The following is a 20,200-nucleotide window of genomic DNA, read 5'->3' as shown; positions in this document are numbered from 1 at the left end:
AGTTCTATAGCGCGTGAGATATACTAATTTCAATCAATATTAATTAATGAAGAGAATTTGCTACTGCCTGGTTATTTTATTACTGTTTGGTATAGTTTCATGTAAAAAGCCAACGTTGTTTCAACAGGTTTCTTCTTCACATTCAGGTATTCATTTTAACAATGAAATTACCGAGTCAGACTCTATTAACCCTTTAGATCTGGTTAATATTTATAATGGCGGCGGCGTAGGCATTGGCGATTTTAACAACGATGGCTTACCCGATATTTATTTTACAGGCAATATGGTATCCAGCCGCTTGTATTTAAACAAAGGCGATTTTGAGTTTGATGATGTTACCGATAAGGCCGGTGTTACTGGTGCTGGGAGATGGGGCAGGGGTGTTGCTGTAGTTGATATTAACAATGATGGCCTGGCCGATATTTATGTTTGTAACACAATCAGTAAAGACTCGCTAAAAAGACAAAATATCCTGTACATCAACCAGGGTAAAGACAAGGATGGTTTGCCGCATTTTAAAGATATGGCTGTCGAGTACGGGTTGCAGGCAGGGTATCAATCAACAATGGCCAGTTTTTTTGATTATGATAATGATGGCGACCTGGATATGTACCTAACGGTTAACAGTGCCAGCGCTAGTTATAACCCCAACCTTTTTGGTCCGTCAAATTACAGCCAAAATCATAGTACAGGACAACTGTATCGTAATGACTGGGATGATAAACTGCACCATGCAGTTTTTAAAAATGTATCTGCACAAGCGGGGATAAATCTCGATGGATATGGGCATGGGGCAACAACGGTTGACTTTAATAACGACGGTTGGAAAGATATCTATGTATCAAATGATTTTGCATCAAACAATATTTTATATATCAATAACCACAACGGCACTTTTACTAACCGGGCCAAAGAATATTTTAAACATACATCCTACAACGCAATGGGGCAGGATGTTATTGACATTAATAATGACGGGCTTGCCGATGTAGTTGAGCTGGATATGAACCCCGAAGATAATTTCAGAAAGAAGATGATGCTTGGTGCCAATAGTTACCAAACGTTTCAAAACTTTGATTTTTATGGGTATCAGTATCAATATGTGCGTAATACCTTACAAATAAACCAGGGGCCAACCCTTGGGCAGCAGGGTACAATAGGCGCCCCTATTTTTAGCGAAGTAGGCTTTTTAAGTGGTATAGCACAAACCGACTGGAGCTGGACGCCCTTAGTTACCGATTTTAACAACGATGGCTACCGGGATATGATAGTAACCAACGGTTTCCCAAAAGATGTATCTGATCGTGATTTTATGACCTACAGGCAGGCCGCATATGCAGTAACTGCCAAAGATGTTGTACTTAAACAAATTCCCGAGATAAAGCTGCACAATTACGCGTTTCAAAATAACGGCGACCTTAAATTTCAGGATGTAAGTAACACATGGGGTTTAGCTTTACCAACTTTCTCTAACGGCGCGGTATATGCCGATCTGAACAACGATGGTGCAATGGATATGATCATCAACAATATAAATGATGAGGCACTTATCTACAAAAACACTTCCAGAGAAGATAAAGAAAATATTAACAATGTCCATTTTCTGCAGTTAAGCTTTACAGGTGCAAAGCAGAACATAAATGGCTTGGGTGCGCTGGTTGATATCTATTATGATCATAACAAACACCAGGTTTATGAGAATAACCCTTACCGCGGTTACCTTTCCACCGTTGAGGGTATTGCCCATTTCGGTTTGGGGAAAGTGAATAGGATTGATTCGGTTATCATAAAATGGCCTGACGGTAAAAAGCAAAAGTTGCTTAATGTAAAGGCAGATCAAAAATTAAAAATAAACATAGCTGATGCTAAAGACAATTACTTGTTAACCCAGCCTCAGGTAAATTATAAGGCGCTTTTTAAAGAAGTGACTGATTCACTGAATATCCATTATATAAGTAAGGATGCCAGTTTTATTGATTTTAATATTCAGAAACTGTTACCGCATAAACTATCTGACTACAGCCCGGCTTTAGCCGTTGGCGATGTTGATAATAACGGGTTAGATGATATGATAATTGGAGGTAACGCCTCTAACAAGGCACAGGTGTTTTTGCAACTGCCCGATGGTAAGTTTAAGCAGCGTGATCTTACAACTATAGCTACTGATCCCGCTAAAAGATTTAACGATGCAGGCTTGTTGCTGTTTGATGCAAATGGCGATGGTGCGCTGGATCTGTATGCAGCCAGCGGCGGTTATGAAGCCCCTGTAAATAGTCCCGAATACCGGGACAGGTTTTACCTAAATGACGGTAAAGGAAATTTTAAATTGGCTGATGATGCTATCCCGGCAAATTTTACAAGTAAACTATGTGTAAGGGCATGTGATTATAATAAGGACGGAAAGCTTGACCTGTTTATATCCGGAAGGGTAGAACCCTGGAGTTATCCAAAACCTGTTTCGAGTATTATTTTAAGGAACGATAGTCAAAACGGCCATGCCAAATTCACCGATGTTACTGCTGAAGTTGCCCCGGCATTAAAAAATATAGGTATGGTTTGCGATGCCTTGTTTACAGATTTTGATAACGATGGCTGGCCCGATATGATCCTTGCCGGAGAGTGGATGCCGGTAACTTTCCTCAAAAATAATAACGGGAAGTTTGTAAACATTACATCACTAACAGGCATAGCCGGTAAACTTGGCTGGTGGAACTCAATAATAGCCGGAGATTTCAGGCACACAGGCCGCATGGATTATATAGTAGGGAATGTGGGCCAAAATACGCTGTTGCAGGCCAGCGATAAGTATCCGGTTTATATAACTGCAAAAGATTTTGACAATAGCAGAACTTATAGCGCAATACCATCCTTTTTCCTTCCGGATAAAGATGGTGTTAAAAAAGAGTATCCTGTACAGGGGAGGGATGACCTGCTAAAACAGATGATCAGTTTGAAGAAGAAATTTACAAACTATAAATCTTTCGCTTCGGCAACAATGGATGATATTCTATCGCCCGAGCAGCGGAAAGGTGCGCTCAGGCTTAAAGCCAATACACTGCAGTCCTGCTTTTTAAGGAACGACGGCAACAATAAATTCACACTGATACCTTTACCTGTAGAAGCCCAGGTATCCGCTTTAAACGGAATGGAAACCGGAGACTTTGATAAGGACGGAAACCTTGATGTTGTTATAAACGGAAACGATTTTGGTACCGATGTATCTATCGGGCGTTATGACGCGCTTAATGGCTTAATGTTAAAAGGTGATGGTAAAGGATCGTTTAAAGCCCTTACCATTATGCAAAGCGGGATATACATCCCCGGAAATGGTAAGGCATTGGTAAAGCTTCGTGATAAAAAAGGTAACGTACTTTTGGCCGCGAGCCAGAACAAAGATTTTCTGAAAGTTTTTAAATTATCGGGATCATCAAATTCTATAACTGTACAACCCGCTGATGCTTATGCATTGATCAATTTAAAAAACGGAAAAACGACCAAACAGGAATTTTATTACGGATCATCTTTTCTATCTCAATCAGCAAGGTTTATTAGTATGAATGATCAAATAAAAAGCATAACAATTTTTGATAATAAAGGGAAGCAAAGAACAGTGCCATTACCCGGTTTATTAACTAATTAACTTATCTACCTTCACAAAACATATATAACTAACACATTACATCGCTGTATTCGCCCCGATACACTTAGCTAAATTTAACATGAATAAAAAACTCTACAACGCGTTTCTTATTGCTTTTTCAACTATGTGCATGTCCGGCTTAAATGCAGGCGCCCAAGTTGCAAAAAGCCAATCAAGCGTAACCCCATTAAACGACTTGTCCTCTTTTGCAGCACCACCCAAAAACTGGCAGATAGCAGCAAATGCACACGCAGATTTGGATAAGGCCAATGAGTTAACAACAATTAAGGGCGCCGGTGTGCTTGTTAACATGGTTAATGAAAAAAAACCCGGTCATGACTTGTTCTTTAACCTGCAGCATGGCGATTTGGATATAGAAATGGATTACCTGATGGCTAAGGATGCCAATTCGGGAATTTATTTACAGGGGCGATACGAGATTCAACTATTAGATAGCTGGGGAACCGTTAACCCTAAATCGAGCGATAATGGGGGCATTTATGAGCGTTGGGACGAGAGCAAGCCCGATGGACAAAAAGGTTATGAGGGCCATGCCCCAAGGCAAAATGCAAGCAGGGCACCCGGTTTATGGCAACATATCAGTATATCATTCCAGGCGCCACGCTTTGATGATAAAGGGACGAAAATTGAAAACGCGAAAATTTTGTCTGTAACGTTAAATGGTGTTTTAATACAAGAGAATGTAGAGCTTTCGGGGCCAACACGCGGCGCCTTCGATAAAAAGGAAAGTGGCTTAGGCCCGCTTCGCCTGCAGGGAGATCATGGAGCGGTGGCTTTTAAAAATATCAGCTATACCAATTTTGATAAACCACATCCTATCTTATCTAATTTAAAATACAGCGTTTATAAAGGAAATTACGCAACCGAGCCAGATTACAAGACCTTAAAGGCGGAAGCCCAGGGTACTCCCCAGGTGCTTACATCAAACGAAGTAAAAATCGAAAATGAATTTCTATTGCGTTACTCCGGTGTAATAAATATTACCGAAGCCGGCGAGTATACTTTTAAATTAAGTGTTCCGGGTGGTAAGGGTTCATTACGCATAAACGGTGCTACAGCGGTTCCGGTAATTCAAAACAGGGGATCTGGTAAAATACAGCTGCAGCCGGGCAAATTGCCTTTTGATCTTTTCTATTCAAAAAATGTTGACTGGGCCAAAAATGCGCTTGGGCTTACGGTATCAGGGCCGGGCATACGCGAGTATCTGCTTACTGATGCCAACGTAAGCTCAAATGACGCCATAGACCCAATCCTGATCAATGCAACCTCAAACACTATTCTGCGCAGCTTTACAGACCTGCCGGGAGGTTTTAGGGTAACGCATGGTGTAGGCGTAGGAAGCACCGAGCAAGTGCACTATACTTATGATTTAGATAAAGGAATGATAGTACAGGTATGGCGGGGCGGCTTTTTAGATGCTACACCAATGTGGCACGAAAGGGGCGATGGTTCTTCAAAGCCGGCGGGTTCTGTTCAATATTTGGGTAAATCGGTGCCTGCAATTGCCAAACTTGTAAATGCCGATGCTGCCTGGACAACCGATACTACCGGAACAGGCTACAAGCCTAAAGGCTATATTTTAGATGCTAATGACCGCCCTGCATTTCGCTATAACATTTATGGTTCATTGGTAAATGATGCAAGTACGGTAATGGCTAACGGGCAAGGGATCCATCGTGAAGTAACGGTTCAAAACCCGGCAGCCAATCTGTTTATGCGCCTGGCATCCGGCAATAAAATAGAAACCTTTAAAAATGGGTTATACATTATTGATGACAAATATTATATCCGGTTAGATGATAGCGGCTCTGCAAAGCCGGTGGTACGCAGCTCTGGCGGCATGCAGGAACTAATTGCGCCTATTCAAACTAAATTAACCTACTCTATCATTTTTTAAACCCGGTTATGAAAAATTTATTTAAGCAAATGATAAACAGGATATTACTGTTAACAAGTATAATAGCTACTGTATTATTAAGCAGTAACCACGTTTACGCTCAGGCAGAATCGCCTAAAGAGGATGATTTTTTTAAGATAATGAAGGTGCCCGCTCCTGAAGGTACCATATTAGAAGTTGGCGGTTTATGCACCTTGCCAAATGGCAGTTTAGCAGTAACCACCCGCCGCGGCGATATTTTTATAGTAGAGAACCCAACCAGTCAGCGGCCATTTTTTAGAAAATTTGCATCGGGCCTGCACGAGGTACTTGGGGCAGCTTATAAAGACGGCGCTTTATATGTTGTACAGCGTGGTGAACTAACCAAACTGGTAGATACCAATATGGATGGCAAAGCCGATGTTTTTGAAACTATTTATGCATGGCCATTATCCGGCAACTATCATGAATATAGCTTTGGGCCAAAACTAGCGCCCGCTGGGTCCTTTTTTGTTACCCTTAACTTAGGCTTTCCGCCGGACTGGTGGCACCCAAAAAGTTTTGTGCCATACAGGGGATGGGCTTTAAATATTGCCGAAAATGGTGTAGTTACGCCATGGGCGGCAGGTATGCGCTCACCATGTGGTATAAGCATGATTGATGGCGAACTTTGGTACAGCGATAATCAAGGCGACTGGGTAGGATCGGGCAGTATTATGCAGGTTAAAAAAGGAAGCTTTATGGGCCATCCGTCAAGCCTGGTTTGGAGCAATTTGCCTAACTCGCCTATAAAACTAACATCTGAACAATTCTTTGCTAAAAATAACCCACGTATTGAATTTGACAAGAACGGCCAGCCATTTAAGCCGCAAAATATAGTTAATGAAAAATTCAAGACCGAGTTTGAGGCTAAAAAGGAAATTCCCGAATTACAATTGCCCGCGGTATGGCTGCCACATGGTATCCTCGGTATCTCCAATTCAGAGATAGTGAAGATCCCTGAAGGTGCTTTTGGCCCGTTTGCGGGTCAGTTACTGGTATGCGACCAGGGGCAGAGTATGATAGACAGGATCTTTCTTGAAAAAGTGAACGGCGAATACCAGGGTGCGGCCTGGGCTTTCAGAAGCGGTTTCCAATCGGGTATTGTGCGTTTGGCCTGGCTCCCTGACGGGTCATTGGCAGCAGGCGAAACCAACCGTGGTTGGGGTTCTGCCGGTGAGGCCACAATGGGTTTACAGCGTTTAATATGGAACAACCATATACCTTTTGAAATGCGCGCTATACGTGCCATGCCAGATGGATTTGAAATTGAGTTTACCAAACCGGTTGATAAAAAGGTTGCGGAAGATATAGCCTCGTACTCTGTAGAAAGTTACATTTATAAATACCATGGCGTTTATGGCAGCCCGCCCGTTAATAATGAAAATTGTAAAATAACTGGTGTTAAGGTATCAGAGGATGGATTAAAAGCCAGGATTGTAGTAAATAACCTGCGCAGGTATTATATTCATACCATTACGCTAAACGGTGTGCGTGATAAGGAGAACTATTTTAACCTGGTGCATCCAATAGCATATTATACCTTAAACAATATCCCCGAAGGTAAAAAATTAGCGATGACAGAGGTCAGCACAAAAAACTCGTTTAAAGCCGCGCCGGTTACTAAAGCAGCTATTCAACCGAAGACCACAGCTAAAGCAGGTGCCCTGGCGGCAACCAAAGCACCGTCTTATGATGAGGTGAAACCCTTGTTGCAGAAAAATACCTGCTTATCTTGCCATAACCCCAATACAAAGCAAGTTGGGCCGGCCTTTAAGGATATAGCAAAAAGAAAGTACACTGTAAATCAGATCATCCAGCTTATTCATAACCCAAAGCCAGAGCATTGGCCTGATTATTCAACACCTATGCCGCCAATGCCACAGGTTTCCGCGCAGGATGCCAGAAAAATTGCATCGTGGATTAATTCATTAAATTAAACATCAACAAATACATACCGGAGATTGTACTAAAGAATTAGTGCAATCTCCGGTATGTTCATAAAAGCATATTGTTACTCAAAACTTATCATTGGTGGCTATAATTGTTGGGGACAAATAATCAGTTGTTCTATTTCCGTATTTGGTAAATAGCGGCTTCCGATAAAATTTCGTTTGCCCGTTTTAAAGCATTTTCAAAAGTGTCCCTGATATTACCTTTTCCTATTTGAAATAATAAGCGGGCTTTTTTTAATTCACCCATTACCTGTACACTGTTCACCTCGGCAAGAATGAGTTTAGTTCCTTTCTTTTTTATTTCTTTATGAACATCTTTCAATACTCTGATGCCGGTTGCATCAATAACAGGTACGTTCCCCATTCGGATGATCAATACCCGGGCGGGCTTCTCCACTACTTTCATGGCATCTTTAAATTTATAGGCTGCACCAAAAAATAAAGGGCCGTTTATCTCAAATACATCAACTCCTATGGGAATATTTTGTGGGTTAAGTTCTCTGTCAGGTAACTGATCTGCCTGAAAAATAGCTTGCTGTACAGAACTTGTTTGCATCATTTTGCGCATAAACAGAAAAGCAGCCAGGATCATTCCTATTTCAATAGCTACGGTCAAATCTACTAATACCGTTAGGCCAAAGGTGGTTATTAAAACCGCGGCATCGCTTTTTGAGCCTTTAAATACATCAATAAAGTTTTCCAGCTCACTCATGTTCCAGGCAACTACTATCAGTATTCCGGCGAGCGTTGCCATTGGGATAAGGGCTGCCCATTTGCCTGCAAAAAACATAATAATAAGCAGGGTTATAGCATGGATGATCCCTGCAATTGGGGTACGCCCGCCATTTTTAACATTAGTGGCAGTTCTTGCAATAGCTCCCGTTGCGGGGATACCCCCAAAGATGGAGGAGCAAATATTCGCGAGCCCTTGTGCAATAAGTTCAGTATTAGACCGATGGTTCCCGCCAATCATACCATCTGCTACAACTGCTGATAGTAAAGATTCAATACTGCCAAGCAATGCGATGGTAAAGGCAGGCCTGATCAATTGCTGAATGGTTGCCAGGCTAACACCAGGAATAACAGGTTGTGGCAAAGAAGAAGGGATTGCTCCAAAACGGCTGCCTATGGTTTCAACAGGAAGTTGAAAAAACCAAACAACCAATGTGGATATAACAATAGCGATCAATGATCCCGGAACTTTTTTTGTGACTTTGGGCCATAGCAAAACCACCAGTAGGGTAAAAAAGCCAATGAATACCGCATAAATATTAACAGAAGACAGATGCCGGCCATAAGCTATCCACTTGCTTATAAAATCAGCGGGGACGCTGCCCATTTTTAATCCTAAAAGATCTTTTACTTCTGATGAAAAAATGATGACAGCAATACCGGTAGTAAAACCAATAATAAGGGGATAAGGAATATATTTTATCGTATTGCCTAATTTTGCAATACCCATGATAATCAGGAGTACCCCGGCCATAAAAGTGGCAATAACTAACCCGTTAACACCAAATTGCTGAACTATGCCATAAACAACCACGATAAAAGCCCCGGTTGGCCCGCCAATCTGTACACGGCTGCCCCCTAATACAGATATGATGAAACCAGCAATAATTGCTGTAAAAATTCCTTTTTCGGGAGATACGCCCGAAGCAATAGCAAAGGCGATGGCTAATGGTAAAGCCACAATACCTACAATGCCTCCGGCTATCACATCTTTAAAAAACTGATCCCGGGAGTAGTTTTTTAAGGTGTCTGTCAACTTTGGCTTAAACAGGCTTATCATGGTGCTTATTTATTGAACCCTTTATGTAGCAGGGCGGTAATCTCACATATTATTCCTTTATCCACATTTTCAATACCCGGCTATAGGAGGAATTATTAACTAACCTGTAACTGGGAGGTACCTGTTTATCAGGGCCATGAAAGGTTACCAGCCTCGTGTCTGATGGCTTTTCATCAAGCATTTGGTAAATGAGCCTGCTGTAGTGGTCATATAGCCCAAATGAGGTTCTTATGGTATAGTCTATCCGGCTATCTGGTTCAATATTTTCGTAAAAAGGGTTGTAGAAATAAAAATGATCATAATCATCAAAACGTAGTTCGGTGAGGTTCCCGTGAATAAAAGCCACATTGGATAAATTAACTTCCTCTTTGGCTATTTCCGCAAAAGAGAATAATTCACCCCGTTGTTCTATTCCATAGAATGCCGTTTCCGGATGATAAAAACCTGCTGTAATACAGAATTTGCCTACACCGCTGCCAATGTCCAAAACCCGGGCATTAGGAACGGCCAAAAAATCACTCGCTTTTCTGGCGATATCAATGGGTGTCCAGTGCATTTGTGACAGTTCCCGGATATGTTCGGGATATAATTCATCAAAAGCAGCATCTTTACGAAAAAAGTCGGGGCTTACAGTATCATTGAGCATATTATTGGTTTTTCTACGAATTAGGAAATTTTGGAGTGAAGCATATAAAAATCTGATTATTTTCATTTTGTCATTCCTTTATCCACATTTTCAGCAAGGTATCACAAGAGGTATCCACCAGTTTATAGCTGGGTGGCACCTCGTTTTCTAAACTGTGAAAAGTAACCAGGCGGGTTCTTGATGGTTTTTCATTCAAAGCTGTATAAAGGTATTGGTTATAGTAATTATAAAGGCTTAGTGATAACTCTATAGTGCCATCTATTTGATTTACCGGGTCAATGTTCTCATAAAAGGAGTTATAAAAGTAAAAATGATCAAACTCCTTAAAATTGACCTGGGTAATATTGGCATATATAAAACTTACATTTGACAGCTGGGTATATCCTTTGGCTTCTTTTGCATAGTGGATTAATTCATGCCTTTGTTCCACACCATGAAAAAATGTCTCCGGAAAATAGTAACCTGCGGCAAGGCAAAACTTACCAATACCACTGCCTATATCGAGGACCCTGGCATTCGGCTCAGCTAAAAATTCAGCCGCTTTACGGGCAATAGACAGCGGGGTCCAGTGTTTTAACGAGATCGATTGAAAATGTTCCGGGTATAGCCAGTCAAACGTCGCATCATTACTAAACAGCGAGGCGTTCACATGATCTTTTTCTAATCTTACTACAGGCGCTCCGGTAGGTTTTTGGTTAGGGGGATGAGAAAACGGATAAATTTCCATATACCGGCAAATTTAGGCACTCCGGGAAGGCGATTTACCGTAAGAGATCAGCACAGAAGCTGATATTTATCAGTTTCTATAAAAGCGTACCTTTGTGTTATGAGTTTGTCCGGAATTTTCCCAATCGACCGGTGGAATTTTACCACGCAATCGATACTTAGTATTCTTTCTGAAGAAGATTATCAGCATTTAATAGCCAATCAAAGTGATGAGCGATATCAAAAAGGGGATATTATTTTCAGGGAAGGAGCGGTGCCTGCAGGTATTTTTTTAATCAGAAATGGCAAAGTTAAAAAATACAAGGTTGATCAGCTTGGCAAAGAACAGATCATTTATGTGGCTAATCAGGGAGAACTGATTGGTTATCACGCGGTTTTATCTGAAGAAAGATACCCCGATTCGGCAGCTGCCATTGAAGACAGCTTAATCAGTTTCATACCCAAAGAAGATTTTATGGACGTTTTACACCGCTCACCTGCTTTTACTCAAAGATTGTTAAAGGCCCTTAGCCATGAATTTACGGTGCTTGCCAACAGTATCTCTGTGATTGCTCAAAGAACGGCACCTGAAAGGCTGGCCATTGCCTTAATTGTGCTCCGGGAAAAATACAAAGACGAGAGATCAGGAGATGAGAAAATAGTTTTGAATGTTTCAAGGACTGACCTGGCTAACATAGCCGGAATTGCCCAGGAAAATGTGATCCGTTTACTAAAAGAGTTTAAAGAAGAAGGAATTTTGGAAACTGATGGCAGAAAGATATGGGTGAAAGATCTTAAGCTATTGGTTAAACGGGCAAATTACAGGTAAGTATAGATATTTCCTTATTTGGCCTATGATTAATTTGCGATCTGCAGCCTTACGCGGGGTTCAATAAATTTTTACAGTTTTATTATAACTATCTATTATATTATTATTTAGATTTGTCAACCATTTGGTTAAACCGTTTGTCAGTTTATGCCCGAAACAGTTAACGATACCGAAAAACAAATATTTGATGCTGCGATCAAGGTGTTTCAGCGCAAAGGAATGGCGGGTGCCCGGATGCAGGAAATAGCTGACGAGGCCGGCATTAACAAATCTATGCTTCATTATTACTTCCGGAGCAAGGAGAAACTTTTCAGACAGATATTTCTAATTTCATTAAAGAAGTTTATTGGCTCGGTTGTACCGTTACTTAATGAACAAAACACCTGGGAACAGAAGGTCCCTTTAATTATTGAGTATTACGCTAAGTTTCTTACTGAAAATCCAGATTTGCCGTTTTTTGTGTTAAGCGAGATCCGGAATAATGCGGAGGAATTTTTGAGTGAAGTAAAAATTGAGGATATTTTGATCAACTCGGTTTTTATGGAACAACTGAAAAATGACATGGGTAAAGAGAAGATCCGCCGTATTAATCCAGTACAGATCTTTCTTTCTATTATATCAGGAATCATATTTCCATTTATTGCAAAACCGATGGTAAAACATGTAGCTAAATTAGATGATAATTCATGGAATGAATTTATTAATGAACGAAAGGATATCGTATCAGGTATGGTTATCAATTACTTAAAACAATTCTAAAAAAATTTAATTATACATCAACCATCTGGTTGAATTTTTTGGTTGGTATTTGAAAATAGGGCAGACATAGTATCGAAAAATAAAAGCGATACGATCAGGAAAATATTAATAAGATGGAAATACTTGTAAAAACCGATAAAACGAAACATCCTTTTAAGGCAATAAAAAAATTTACAATGAAGTCAATCAAACGGTTTAATCATTTAATTGGGCTGAATGGTTATTTGCTACTATTAATATGCCCTTTCATCACTAATAGTAGTTACGGTCAGGCTGTTACCCTAAATACACTGTACCACGCATTAGAAGTGAATTACCCCCTTGCAAAAAATGATCCGATCCTTCGTTCACAAAGTTCCATTAATGACAATAAGCTGCTCAAAGGGTACCTGCCGCAACTACAGATCAACGGACAGGCATCCTATCAAAGTGAGATAACTACTATTGGTGGCCCTAATTCTATACCCGGAATACCCATTCCTAAGAAAGATCAGTATAAAATAGGCGTTGGCTTACAACAGAATATTTTTGACGGCGGAACCATTGAAGCGCAGCGTGAGGCAAATCGTTTATCGGGCTTAACAGACCTGCAGCAAAACACTGTAAACATATATCAGCTAAAAGAGCAATTAAGCAGCTTGTTTTTTCAGGTGCATCTTCTTGACGAAAATACGCGGATCAATGAATCTTCTTTACTGGAACTTCAAACCCGGTTAAAGGTCAGGCAGGGCGCATTAAGGTATGGCACAGCACAGCAGTCTGAAATTGATGCACTGCAGGCTGAAGTCATCCGTATGAAGCAACAGGTTGATGCCGCGAAATATGATCGCCGTACACTAATGCAAAACCTGAGCACACTTAGCGGCTTGCCGTTAACTGATAGTACCCGTTTGTTTATAAACGGGGAGGCAGAGCCGTTGGTTGACAGCACTACCACCCGGCCCGAATACGAATTGTTTAAAAGGCAAAAACAAGCTATAGCGGCACAATACCATATTACAAAGAGCAACACGCTGCCCAAAGTAAGCCTTTTTGGCGAAGAGAACTATGGCAGGCCGGGATACGATTTTCTGCGAAATACTTTTGGCCAGTATTGGATCATCGGCGCAAAGCTCAACTGGAGCATCAGCGGCTACTATACTTTAAAACACGAAAAAAAGATCACCGCTTTAAAGCAACAGCAAATTGATGTGCAGCGCGAAGTATTTAACATTAACCAGTCTCAACAGCTTACACAGCAACATAATTTGGTTGGCAAATTAAACGAGCAAATAGGGACAGACCAACAGGTTATTGCCCTGCGGCAAAAAGTCCTTGTAGCATCAGCAGCCAAGTTAGATAATGGTACACAAACAGTGGCCGATTACATTGCAGATCAGCAGGCCTTAAGCCAGGCAAGATATATGAAAGCATTGCACCAGGCACAACTGGCCCAGGCGCTGGAAGAAATTAACATAATTAACGGTAAAAATTCAGGCAAATGAAATACTTAAGATATCGCTCAGGAAAGAAATTGATTATCCAAAGGGCAGCGTGGTGTGGTTTAAACGCAATCCTAATCCTGTCTGCTTGTGGTAAAAAGGAAGACAAGCCAGATGCATATGGTAATTTTGAATCAGTTGAAACGGTAGTATCGGCACAGGCCGATGGCAGCCTGCTCCGCTTCAGGATACAGGAAGGGCAGGCCTTAAAAGCCGGTGAAGATGTTGGAATGGTAGATACGCTTCAAACATCGTTAAAAAAACTGCAGCTGGAATCAAACAAGCAGGGACTTGATCAAAAACTACCCAGCATAAAGCCGGAGCTGGATGTATTGCGCCAGCAAATTACTACCCAGCTGCATGAACGCGACCGCACAAAAAATTTGCTTGCTGTAGGTGCTGCAACGGGTAAGCAACTGGATGATATTAACGCGCAGATCAAGCTGCTGCAACAGCAACTACAGGCCCGCAGTGCCGAGCTTAAAACGCAAACCCGGTCTACATTGTCTGATAAAGCACCTATTAACGCGCAGATCAGCCAATTAAAAGATCAGATCAGTAAAAGCAATGTGATCAATCCGGTACCGGGTACCGTACTGGTTAAATATGCGGAACAGGGAGAAATTGTTCGTTACGGCACGCCGTTGTATAAGGTGGCGGCAATAGATACCATTATATTAAGGGCCTATGTAGCTGGTGGGGATCTGTCACGGACTAAAATTGGCCAGGAGGTAAAGGTAAGGATAGATAAGGATAAGGACGATTACCAGTACTTTAAGGGTAGGATTACGTGGATAAGTACACAGGCGGAATTCACGCCAAAGATCATCCAGACAAAAGACGAAAGGGTAAATATGGTGTATGCGGTAAAGGTGCTGGTAGCCAATAATGGTAACATTAAGATTGGCATGCCCGGCGAAGTTTTTCTGAACGCGAACGCTGTAACCAATTAATAAGTAACAATGGCTGCGATCAAAATTAATCAGATCCAAAAAACTTACGGCGATGTACAGGCGGTGCAGCCTGTGAGCTTTGATGTGGAGGAAGGTGAGCTTTTTGGACTGATTGGCCCCGATGGTGCAGGAAAAACAACCCTGATCAAAATTCTTGTTACGCTGCTTACTCCGGATAAAGGCAGCGCGTCAATACTTAACCTGGATGTGGTTAAGGATTACCTGAAGATCCGCGAGATTGTGGGGTATATGCCCGGTCGTTTTGCCCTTTATCAGGATTTGTCGATACAGGAGAATATGGAATTTTTCGCCCGGATATTTAAAGCGCGGATAGCTGATCAGATGGATCTGATTGGCGACATCTATAAACAAATAGAACCTTTTAAGAACCGGCTTGCCGGGCAGCTTTCTGGCGGGATGAAGCAAAAGCTTGCTTTATGCTGTGCATTAGTGCACCGGCCTAAAATATTGATTTTAGATGAACCTACTACCGGTGTGGATGCGGTTTCAAGAAAAGAATTTTGGGAAATGCTGCAAAAGATACAAACGCAGGGTATTAGTATACTGGTGAGCACCCCTTATATGGATGAGGCAGCCCGTTGTAACCGTGTGGCTTTGATGCAGGAAGGAAAAGTGATAGCGCTTGACAAGCCAAAGGCTATAACAGCAAACTTTAAGCACCCGATATATGCCGTAAAGGCTGATGATAATTACTTGCTGATTAATACTTTAAAACAGATATCGGGCCTGCGGTCAATTTATCCTTCGGGTGAATATGCGCATTTGGTGCTGAATGAGAGCGCGACCGGTGATCACATTAAAAAGTTTGCAGAGGCAAATGGGGCCACAAATGTAGATGTGAAAATAATTGAACCCGATATTGAAGATAGCTTTATTGAGACAATGCAGCATGGAAAATAAGGAACAATTAGCCGTTTGGGCAGAAGGCCTCACTAAAAAGTTTGGTGATTTTACAGCTACAGATAACTTGAACCTGGATGTTAAGAAGGGTGAGATATTTGGTTTCCTGGGTGCTAACGGTGCCGGGAAAACTACTGCCATCCGAATGCTGTGCGGGCTGCTTAGCCCTACTTCCGGAAAAGCTACGGTTGCAGGGTTTGATGTGTACAAACAAAGAGAAAAGATCAAGAGAAACATCGGTTATATGAGCCAGAAGTTTTCATTATATGAAGACCTGAAGGTGAAAGAAAACATAAGCCTTTATGGCGGTATCTATGGCTTATCCTTCAAAAGCATCAAAGAAAAGAGCAGGGAAATTATTGATTCCCTTAACCTGGGGTCGGTAGAAAATAAATTAGTATCAGAGATCCCGCTTGGCTGGAAACAAAAACTGGCCTTTGCCGTCGCGCAGATCCATGACCCGCAGATCATTTTCCTTGATGAACCAACAGGCGGGGTAGATCCTCTTACCCGCCGGCAATTCTGGGAAAGTATTTACCGGTCGGCCAATCGCGGGCTCACGGTTTTTATCACAACCCATTATATGGACGAAGCCGAATACTGTAACCGTGTATCCATTATGGTTGATGGGCAGGTAAAAGCCCTGAACACACCGGCGGCGTTAAAAAAAGAATACCAGGTTGGCAGCATGGATGAAGTATTTCAGCAACTGGCCAGGGGGACATCAACTAAATAAGCTATGTTAAAAGGTATCATTATTAAAGAATTCAGGCATATCCGGCGCGATCCGCGCACGTTACTGATCTTATTTGGAATGCCGCTGTTATTGCTGGTTTTGTTTGGCTATGCGCTCTCTACCGAAATTAAAGATGCCCCTATTGCTATTCTTGATCATGCACATGATGCCCACAGTTATACACTTCAAACAAAACTATTCTCCTCGGGCTATTTTAAACTGGAGAAGCGATTAGAAAACGAAAAACAGCTGGATGAAAGCTTTAAGGATGGAAAGATCAAACTCGCGGTGGTGATACCACCAAAATTTGGCGATAACCTGCAACATAACAAGAAGGTATATATTCAAATTATTATTGATGCAACAGACATTAATTTGGGCACAACGCTCAATAGTTATGTTACCAGCATTATTCAGGATTATCAACGGCAGCTAAACCCTGTACAGCAGCGCTTTATGCAGATAGACCTGAAAGTACGCATGCTTTTTAACCCCGAACTAAAATCCGTGTATGTTTTTATACCGGGCGTTTCGGCGCTTGTGCTTATCCTCATCTCGGCTATGCTTACCTCAGTTACCATCGCCCGCGAAAAAGAGCTTGGTACAATGGAAGTTATAAGCGTGTCGCCATTAAAAACGCATCATATTATTATAGGCAAAGTGATCCCTTACCTGATACTCTCGCTAATTAATGCTGTTATTATACTGGTTGTTGGTATAGTGCTTTTTAAAATGCCGCTTAATGGCAGCCCGTTGCTGCTACTGCTGGAATGTTTGTTATATGTACTGGTGGCCCTTGCGCTTGGTGTTCTTATTTCTGTAAAGGCAGATACACAGCAACAGGCATTGTTTACCTCGCTGCTGGCTTTAATGTTACCTACCATACTGCTTTCCGGCTTTATCTTTCCGGTTGAAAGTATGCCCTGGCTTTTGCAGCAAATATCAAAAGTAATACCTGCTACTTATTTTATAGAAGTTATTAAATCGATCATGATCAAAGGCGGAGGGCTGGAACTGGTTTGGAAACCCACCCTGGTACTCGCTTTTATGGCTATTGTATTGGCCCTGGTAAGCATTAAACAATTAAAAACGCGCTCTAAATAGGCATTATGAAAGTAATTTATCATTTGGTTATTAAAGAGTTCCTGCAGATCCTGCGGAGTAAATTCATGATCGGCGTTTTAACAGTAGCGCCTGTGGTGCAGCTTATTGTTTTTTCTTCTGCAGCGAATTATGATATTAAAAACCTAAATATCGCAATTATTGATCAGGATCTCAGCCCGGCGTCGAGGTTGCTTGCCAATCAGTTGCAGGGCTCTAAATTCTTTGTTTTCAGAGGTTACACCTTCTCTCAAAAGGAAGCCTTTGATGGCCTTAACCATGATAAGTTTGATGCTGTAATTGAGATACCTCATAACTTTGAGCGTAATCTGGTACGTGAGAACCATGCGGATATTCAGATACTGGTAAATGCGATCAATAATACCAAAGCGGGGCTCACCAATGCCTACCTAACTTCAATTGTGCAAACATTTAATCAGAACATCCGCACCCAATGGCGGGCAACAGATCAAAATCCGGCAAATCAGATTGAAACAATACCGGTAAACTGGTATAATCCTACGCTTGATTATCCAACCCTGATGGTTCCGGGGATACTTGCCGAACTGCTATCTCTCCTTACGATGATATTTACAGCGCTCAATATTGTTAAGGAAAAAGAAATGGGCACGCTTGAACAGATAAATGTTACCCCCGTTAGTAAGCTGCAATTCATCTCCGGCAAGCTGATCCCATTCTGGATCATAGGGCATATCATTTTCTGGACGGGGCTTAGTGTAGGGCGAATTGTTTTTCATATACCAATTGTTGGGTCATTGCTTTTAACTGAGTTCTTTATCATGATCTATCTTTTTGTTGTTTTGGGTATGGGTTTATTAATAAGCACCCTGGCCGAAACGCAGCAGCAGGCAATGTTTATCGCTTTTTTCTTCATTATGGCATTCATCCTGCTTTGCGGCCTGTTCACACCGATTGAAAATATGCCGCGATGGGCCCAAATCCTTAATTGGGCTAATCCGCTTGCTTATTTTGTAAAGATCAACCGCCTTATTCTGCTCAAGGGTGCGGGGATAGGAGTAGTGCTGCCCATTTGCGGCATTATGGCGGGTTATGCAATACTTATAAATAGCCTGGCTATCTGGCGCTATAAGAAAACCGCGTAGCAGGAGATCATACCAAATGACACTAAAATGATCCTGAAAATTTGTATATTTAAACCATATGGTATAATATTGTATTATAAAATAACCAAACGGTATATTTAAATTTGTAATACAATGAAAAAGGACAAAATAATTTATTGGACGGCTACCGGAATCCTCATCGCAATTTTCGTTTTCAGCCTGTATATGATGTATACGCCTGCATACCCGCACCTTGGCTTCCCCAATTATTTCAGGGTAGAACTTACTGTACTCAAAATCATAGGAATTGTTGTTATACTATTCCCGCAATTCCCTTTGTGGGTTAAAGAATGGGGCTATGCCGGTTTTACTATTGTACTTATCTCGGCTTGTGTCGCGCATTTTAACAGTGGCGACCCAATAATAAATGCATTGGAGCCATTGATTTGGCTTGCCATACTTTTTGTTTCATATACCTATATGCATAAGCTGAAAAGGGCCAAAGAAACCATTTTAAGTCCCCAATAATCACATCCCGCGCTATAAATCTCCCTGGCTACCAATTCAAACATTTGGTATAAAGCATTCTTACAGATGTTTATTAGATTTGCTTCCAAATGGTTTAAAAATGAATAAAACTGTAGAGCTGGTTAAATTGTGGGGCGATTTTGAAGAACAGTACCCAAACGCGTCCTTAGAAGATTTTTTCAGGCATAGATTGGCACTCCCCGCAGAGCTGGAGATACCACGTGGGGACGAAGGTGAGCTGATCCCCGACCTGAATGGCCGGCTGATGATCTTGCTCCGGCGGATAGGGAAGTTTCATATGGCTTACTCAAATAAAGCGTTAGAAGGAACTGAGTTAGATCAAATAGAAGAATTCGGAATACTGGTAACTATTTTTAACCAGGGCAACCCCATCAAATCAGAGGCTATTTATAATAATATCATTGAGCTATCAAGCGGGACCAATATGTTAATCCGGATGAAGAAAAAAGGGCTTGTTAGCGAATATGCGGATAAAGAAGATAAAAGGGTAAAAAGACTGAAAGTAACGCAAAAGGGAGAAGCAACCCTGCAGATAGCAAAAGAAAAGGTGTTAAAAGTTGCGCATATGATGGTTCATGATCTAAGCGATAATGATAAGCAGCTTTGTATCCAGTTACTTAAACCTGTTGATACACGGTTTTCGGGGATGTTTCAAAAACAAAAAAATAAACCGTTTGATGAGATCTACCGGGAGAATATGCAATGATGAATATTGTTTTTTCAGCTGATTAACCTTCACACTGCATCGTTTACCCCCGCTTCATCAAAGCTAAACTTGAGGTTTCCTTCCCGGCTGTAATTATTCTGCCTTGAATTGCGGGTGTTTTACAATTTGTGCGGCTATACTTAGCAGGTCCTGACCGGTAAAAGCACCCACTCCCTCAAAATCAAAGTGATGTTCACTGTGTACAGTAATGATACCCAGCAACCCATCCTCAGGTACATCTACCGACCGGGATTGTTCATGGTCGATCCAGTCTTCAGCCTTATCCGCAGCATATATCTTAAATGTATTCACTGCTTTCTGCGGTTCAAATTTTAGTAATCGCTGGCTTTGGCCAACAGGTATTTCAAAGGTTTTCATTTCAGGTAGTTTTTTAATTAAAGACACA

General features: G+C 41.4%; 17 protein-coding genes. 13 read left to right on the top strand and 4 right to left on the bottom strand.

The genetic code is table 11. The annotated features are described in order from the left end of the window. Positions 1 to 46: 46 nt before the first annotated feature. The 3 genes from WC743_RS07020 to WC743_RS07010 all read left to right on the top strand — a co-directional run bounded on the left by WC743_RS07020 (position 47) and on the right by WC743_RS07010 (position 7,516). Positions 47 to 3,640 (top strand): VCBS repeat-containing protein, encoded by a 3,594-nt coding sequence (locus tag WC743_RS07020; protein ID WP_373011167.1) that lies wholly within the window; start codon positions 47 to 49, stop codon positions 3,638 to 3,640. 79 nt (positions 3,641 to 3,719) lie between these two features. Continuing rightward, entirely contained in the window at positions 3,720 to 5,558 is a 1,839-nt protein-coding gene (locus WC743_RS07015) for a family 16 glycoside hydrolase (protein WP_373011166.1), read from the top strand. Positions 5,559 to 5,566: 8 nt separating this feature from the next. Beyond that, positions 5,567 to 7,516 (top strand): c-type cytochrome, encoded by a 1,950-nt coding sequence (locus tag WC743_RS07010; protein WP_373011165.1) that lies wholly within the window; start codon positions 5,567 to 5,569, stop codon positions 7,514 to 7,516. 130 nt (positions 7,517 to 7,646) lie between these two features. Here WC743_RS07010 and WC743_RS07005 read toward each other — a convergent pair whose 3' ends face one another. From WC743_RS07005 to WC743_RS06995, 3 genes are all read right to left on the bottom strand, one after another. Next, positions 7,647 to 9,323 (bottom strand): SulP family inorganic anion transporter, encoded by a 1,677-nt coding sequence (locus WC743_RS07005; protein WP_373011163.1) that lies wholly within the window; start codon positions 9,321 to 9,323, stop codon positions 7,647 to 7,649. Between the two features lie 49 nt (positions 9,324 to 9,372). Beyond that, the gene (locus tag WC743_RS07000) at positions 9,373 to 9,969 is read right to left on the bottom strand and encodes a methyltransferase domain-containing protein (protein WP_373011162.1); all 597 of its coding nucleotides are present in this window, start codon (positions 9,967 to 9,969) and stop codon (positions 9,373 to 9,375) included. Positions 9,970 to 10,039: 70 nt separating this feature from the next. Then, positions 10,040 to 10,696 (bottom strand): methyltransferase domain-containing protein, encoded by a 657-nt coding sequence (locus WC743_RS06995; RefSeq protein WP_373011161.1) that lies wholly within the window; start codon positions 10,694 to 10,696, stop codon positions 10,040 to 10,042. Between the two features lie 99 nt (positions 10,697 to 10,795). Between WC743_RS06995 and WC743_RS06990 the strand changes: the two genes are divergently transcribed. From WC743_RS06990 to WC743_RS06945, 10 genes are all read left to right on the top strand, one after another. Then, a complete protein-coding gene (locus WC743_RS06990; protein ID WP_373011160.1) occupies positions 10,796 to 11,503 on the top strand; it encodes a Crp/Fnr family transcriptional regulator in 708 nt (235 codons plus the stop codon). 147 nt (positions 11,504 to 11,650) lie between these two features. Then, positions 11,651 to 12,262, top strand: a complete 612-nt coding sequence (locus WC743_RS06985) for a TetR/AcrR family transcriptional regulator (protein ID WP_373011159.1) — start codon at positions 11,651 to 11,653, stop codon at positions 12,260 to 12,262. A gap of 176 nt (positions 12,263 to 12,438) precedes the next feature. Further along, on the top strand, positions 12,439 to 13,746 hold the full coding sequence (locus WC743_RS06980; RefSeq protein ID WP_373011158.1) for a TolC family protein: 1,308 nt from the start codon (positions 12,439 to 12,441) through the stop codon (positions 13,744 to 13,746). After that, the gene (locus WC743_RS06975; protein ID WP_373011157.1) at positions 13,743 to 14,696 is read left to right on the top strand and encodes an HlyD family secretion protein; all 954 of its coding nucleotides are present in this window, start codon (positions 13,743 to 13,745) and stop codon (positions 14,694 to 14,696) included. The genes WC743_RS06980 and WC743_RS06975 overlap by 4 nt, the downstream gene beginning before the upstream one ends. A 9-nt stretch (positions 14,697 to 14,705) precedes the next feature. Continuing rightward, complete coding sequence (locus WC743_RS06970; protein WP_373011156.1) at positions 14,706 to 15,617, top strand: ABC transporter ATP-binding protein; 912 nt, start codon at positions 14,706 to 14,708, stop codon at positions 15,615 to 15,617. After that, complete coding sequence (locus WC743_RS06965) at positions 15,607 to 16,353, top strand: ABC transporter ATP-binding protein (RefSeq protein ID WP_373011155.1); 747 nt, start codon at positions 15,607 to 15,609, stop codon at positions 16,351 to 16,353. Before WC743_RS06970 ends, WC743_RS06965 begins: the two co-directional genes overlap by 11 nt. Before the next feature lie 3 nt (positions 16,354 to 16,356). Then, positions 16,357 to 17,457 carry an ABC transporter permease gene (locus tag WC743_RS06960; RefSeq protein WP_373011154.1) on the top strand — a complete coding sequence of 367 codons (1,101 nt, stop codon included), beginning with the start codon at positions 16,357 to 16,359 and terminating at the stop codon, positions 17,455 to 17,457. A gap of 5 nt (positions 17,458 to 17,462) precedes the next feature. Next, positions 17,463 to 18,578, top strand: a complete 1,116-nt coding sequence (locus WC743_RS06955; protein WP_373011153.1) for an ABC transporter permease — start codon at positions 17,463 to 17,465, stop codon at positions 18,576 to 18,578. A gap of 114 nt (positions 18,579 to 18,692) precedes the next feature. Further along, positions 18,693 to 19,067 (top strand): DoxX family protein, encoded by a 375-nt coding sequence (locus WC743_RS06950; protein WP_373011152.1) that lies wholly within the window; start codon positions 18,693 to 18,695, stop codon positions 19,065 to 19,067. Between the two features lie 100 nt (positions 19,068 to 19,167). Beyond that, a complete protein-coding gene (locus WC743_RS06945; protein WP_373011151.1) occupies positions 19,168 to 19,794 on the top strand; it encodes a MarR family winged helix-turn-helix transcriptional regulator in 627 nt (208 codons plus the stop codon). Between the two features lie 93 nt (positions 19,795 to 19,887). Here WC743_RS06945 and WC743_RS06940 read toward each other — a convergent pair whose 3' ends face one another. Then, the gene (locus WC743_RS06940) at positions 19,888 to 20,172 is read right to left on the bottom strand and encodes a hypothetical protein (protein WP_373011150.1); all 285 of its coding nucleotides are present in this window, start codon (positions 20,170 to 20,172) and stop codon (positions 19,888 to 19,890) included. Positions 20,173 to 20,200: the final 28 nt, after the last annotated feature.

Source organism: Mucilaginibacter sp. (assembly GCF_041660805.1).
Lineage (GTDB): Bacteria > Bacteroidota > Bacteroidia > Sphingobacteriales > Sphingobacteriaceae > Mucilaginibacter.
The sequence above is the reverse complement of the archived record's forward strand: the minus strand, read 5'-3'. Positions and strand labels throughout refer to the sequence as shown.

What these genes read in the sequence shown, in the direction of transcription:
- WC743_RS07020 (WP_373011167.1), top strand. Translation starts at nt 47, where the DNA reads ATGAAGAGAATTTGCTACTGCCTGGTTATTTTATTACTGTTTGGTATA.
- WC743_RS07015 (WP_373011166.1), top strand. Translation starts at nt 3,720, where the DNA reads ATGAATAAAAAACTCTACAACGCGTTTCTTATTGCTTTTTCAACTATG.
- WC743_RS07010 (WP_373011165.1), top strand. Translation starts at nt 5,567, where the DNA reads ATGAAAAATTTATTTAAGCAAATGATAAACAGGATATTACTGTTAACA.
- WC743_RS07005 (WP_373011163.1), bottom strand. Translation starts at nt 9,323, where the DNA reads ATGATAAGCCTGTTTAAGCCAAAGTTGACAGACACCTTAAAAAACTAC.
- WC743_RS07000 (WP_373011162.1), bottom strand. Translation starts at nt 9,969, where the DNA reads ATGCTCAATGATACTGTAAGCCCCGACTTTTTTCGTAAAGATGCTGCT.
- WC743_RS06995 (WP_373011161.1), bottom strand. Translation starts at nt 10,696, where the DNA reads ATGGAAATTTATCCGTTTTCTCATCCCCCTAACCAAAAACCTACCGGA.
- WC743_RS06990 (WP_373011160.1), top strand. Translation starts at nt 10,796, where the DNA reads ATGAGTTTGTCCGGAATTTTCCCAATCGACCGGTGGAATTTTACCACG.
- WC743_RS06985 (WP_373011159.1), top strand. Translation starts at nt 11,651, where the DNA reads ATGCCCGAAACAGTTAACGATACCGAAAAACAAATATTTGATGCTGCG.
- WC743_RS06980 (WP_373011158.1), top strand. Translation starts at nt 12,439, where the DNA reads ATGAAGTCAATCAAACGGTTTAATCATTTAATTGGGCTGAATGGTTAT.
- WC743_RS06975 (WP_373011157.1), top strand. Translation starts at nt 13,743, where the DNA reads ATGAAATACTTAAGATATCGCTCAGGAAAGAAATTGATTATCCAAAGG.
- WC743_RS06970 (WP_373011156.1), top strand. Translation starts at nt 14,706, where the DNA reads ATGGCTGCGATCAAAATTAATCAGATCCAAAAAACTTACGGCGATGTA.
- WC743_RS06965 (WP_373011155.1), top strand. Translation starts at nt 15,607, where the DNA reads ATGGAAAATAAGGAACAATTAGCCGTTTGGGCAGAAGGCCTCACTAAA.
- WC743_RS06960 (WP_373011154.1), top strand. Translation starts at nt 16,357, where the DNA reads ATGTTAAAAGGTATCATTATTAAAGAATTCAGGCATATCCGGCGCGAT.
- WC743_RS06955 (WP_373011153.1), top strand. Translation starts at nt 17,463, where the DNA reads ATGAAAGTAATTTATCATTTGGTTATTAAAGAGTTCCTGCAGATCCTG.
- WC743_RS06950 (WP_373011152.1), top strand. Translation starts at nt 18,693, where the DNA reads ATGAAAAAGGACAAAATAATTTATTGGACGGCTACCGGAATCCTCATC.
- WC743_RS06945 (WP_373011151.1), top strand. Translation starts at nt 19,168, where the DNA reads ATGAATAAAACTGTAGAGCTGGTTAAATTGTGGGGCGATTTTGAAGAA.
- WC743_RS06940 (WP_373011150.1), bottom strand. Translation starts at nt 20,172, where the DNA reads ATGAAAACCTTTGAAATACCTGTTGGCCAAAGCCAGCGATTACTAAAA.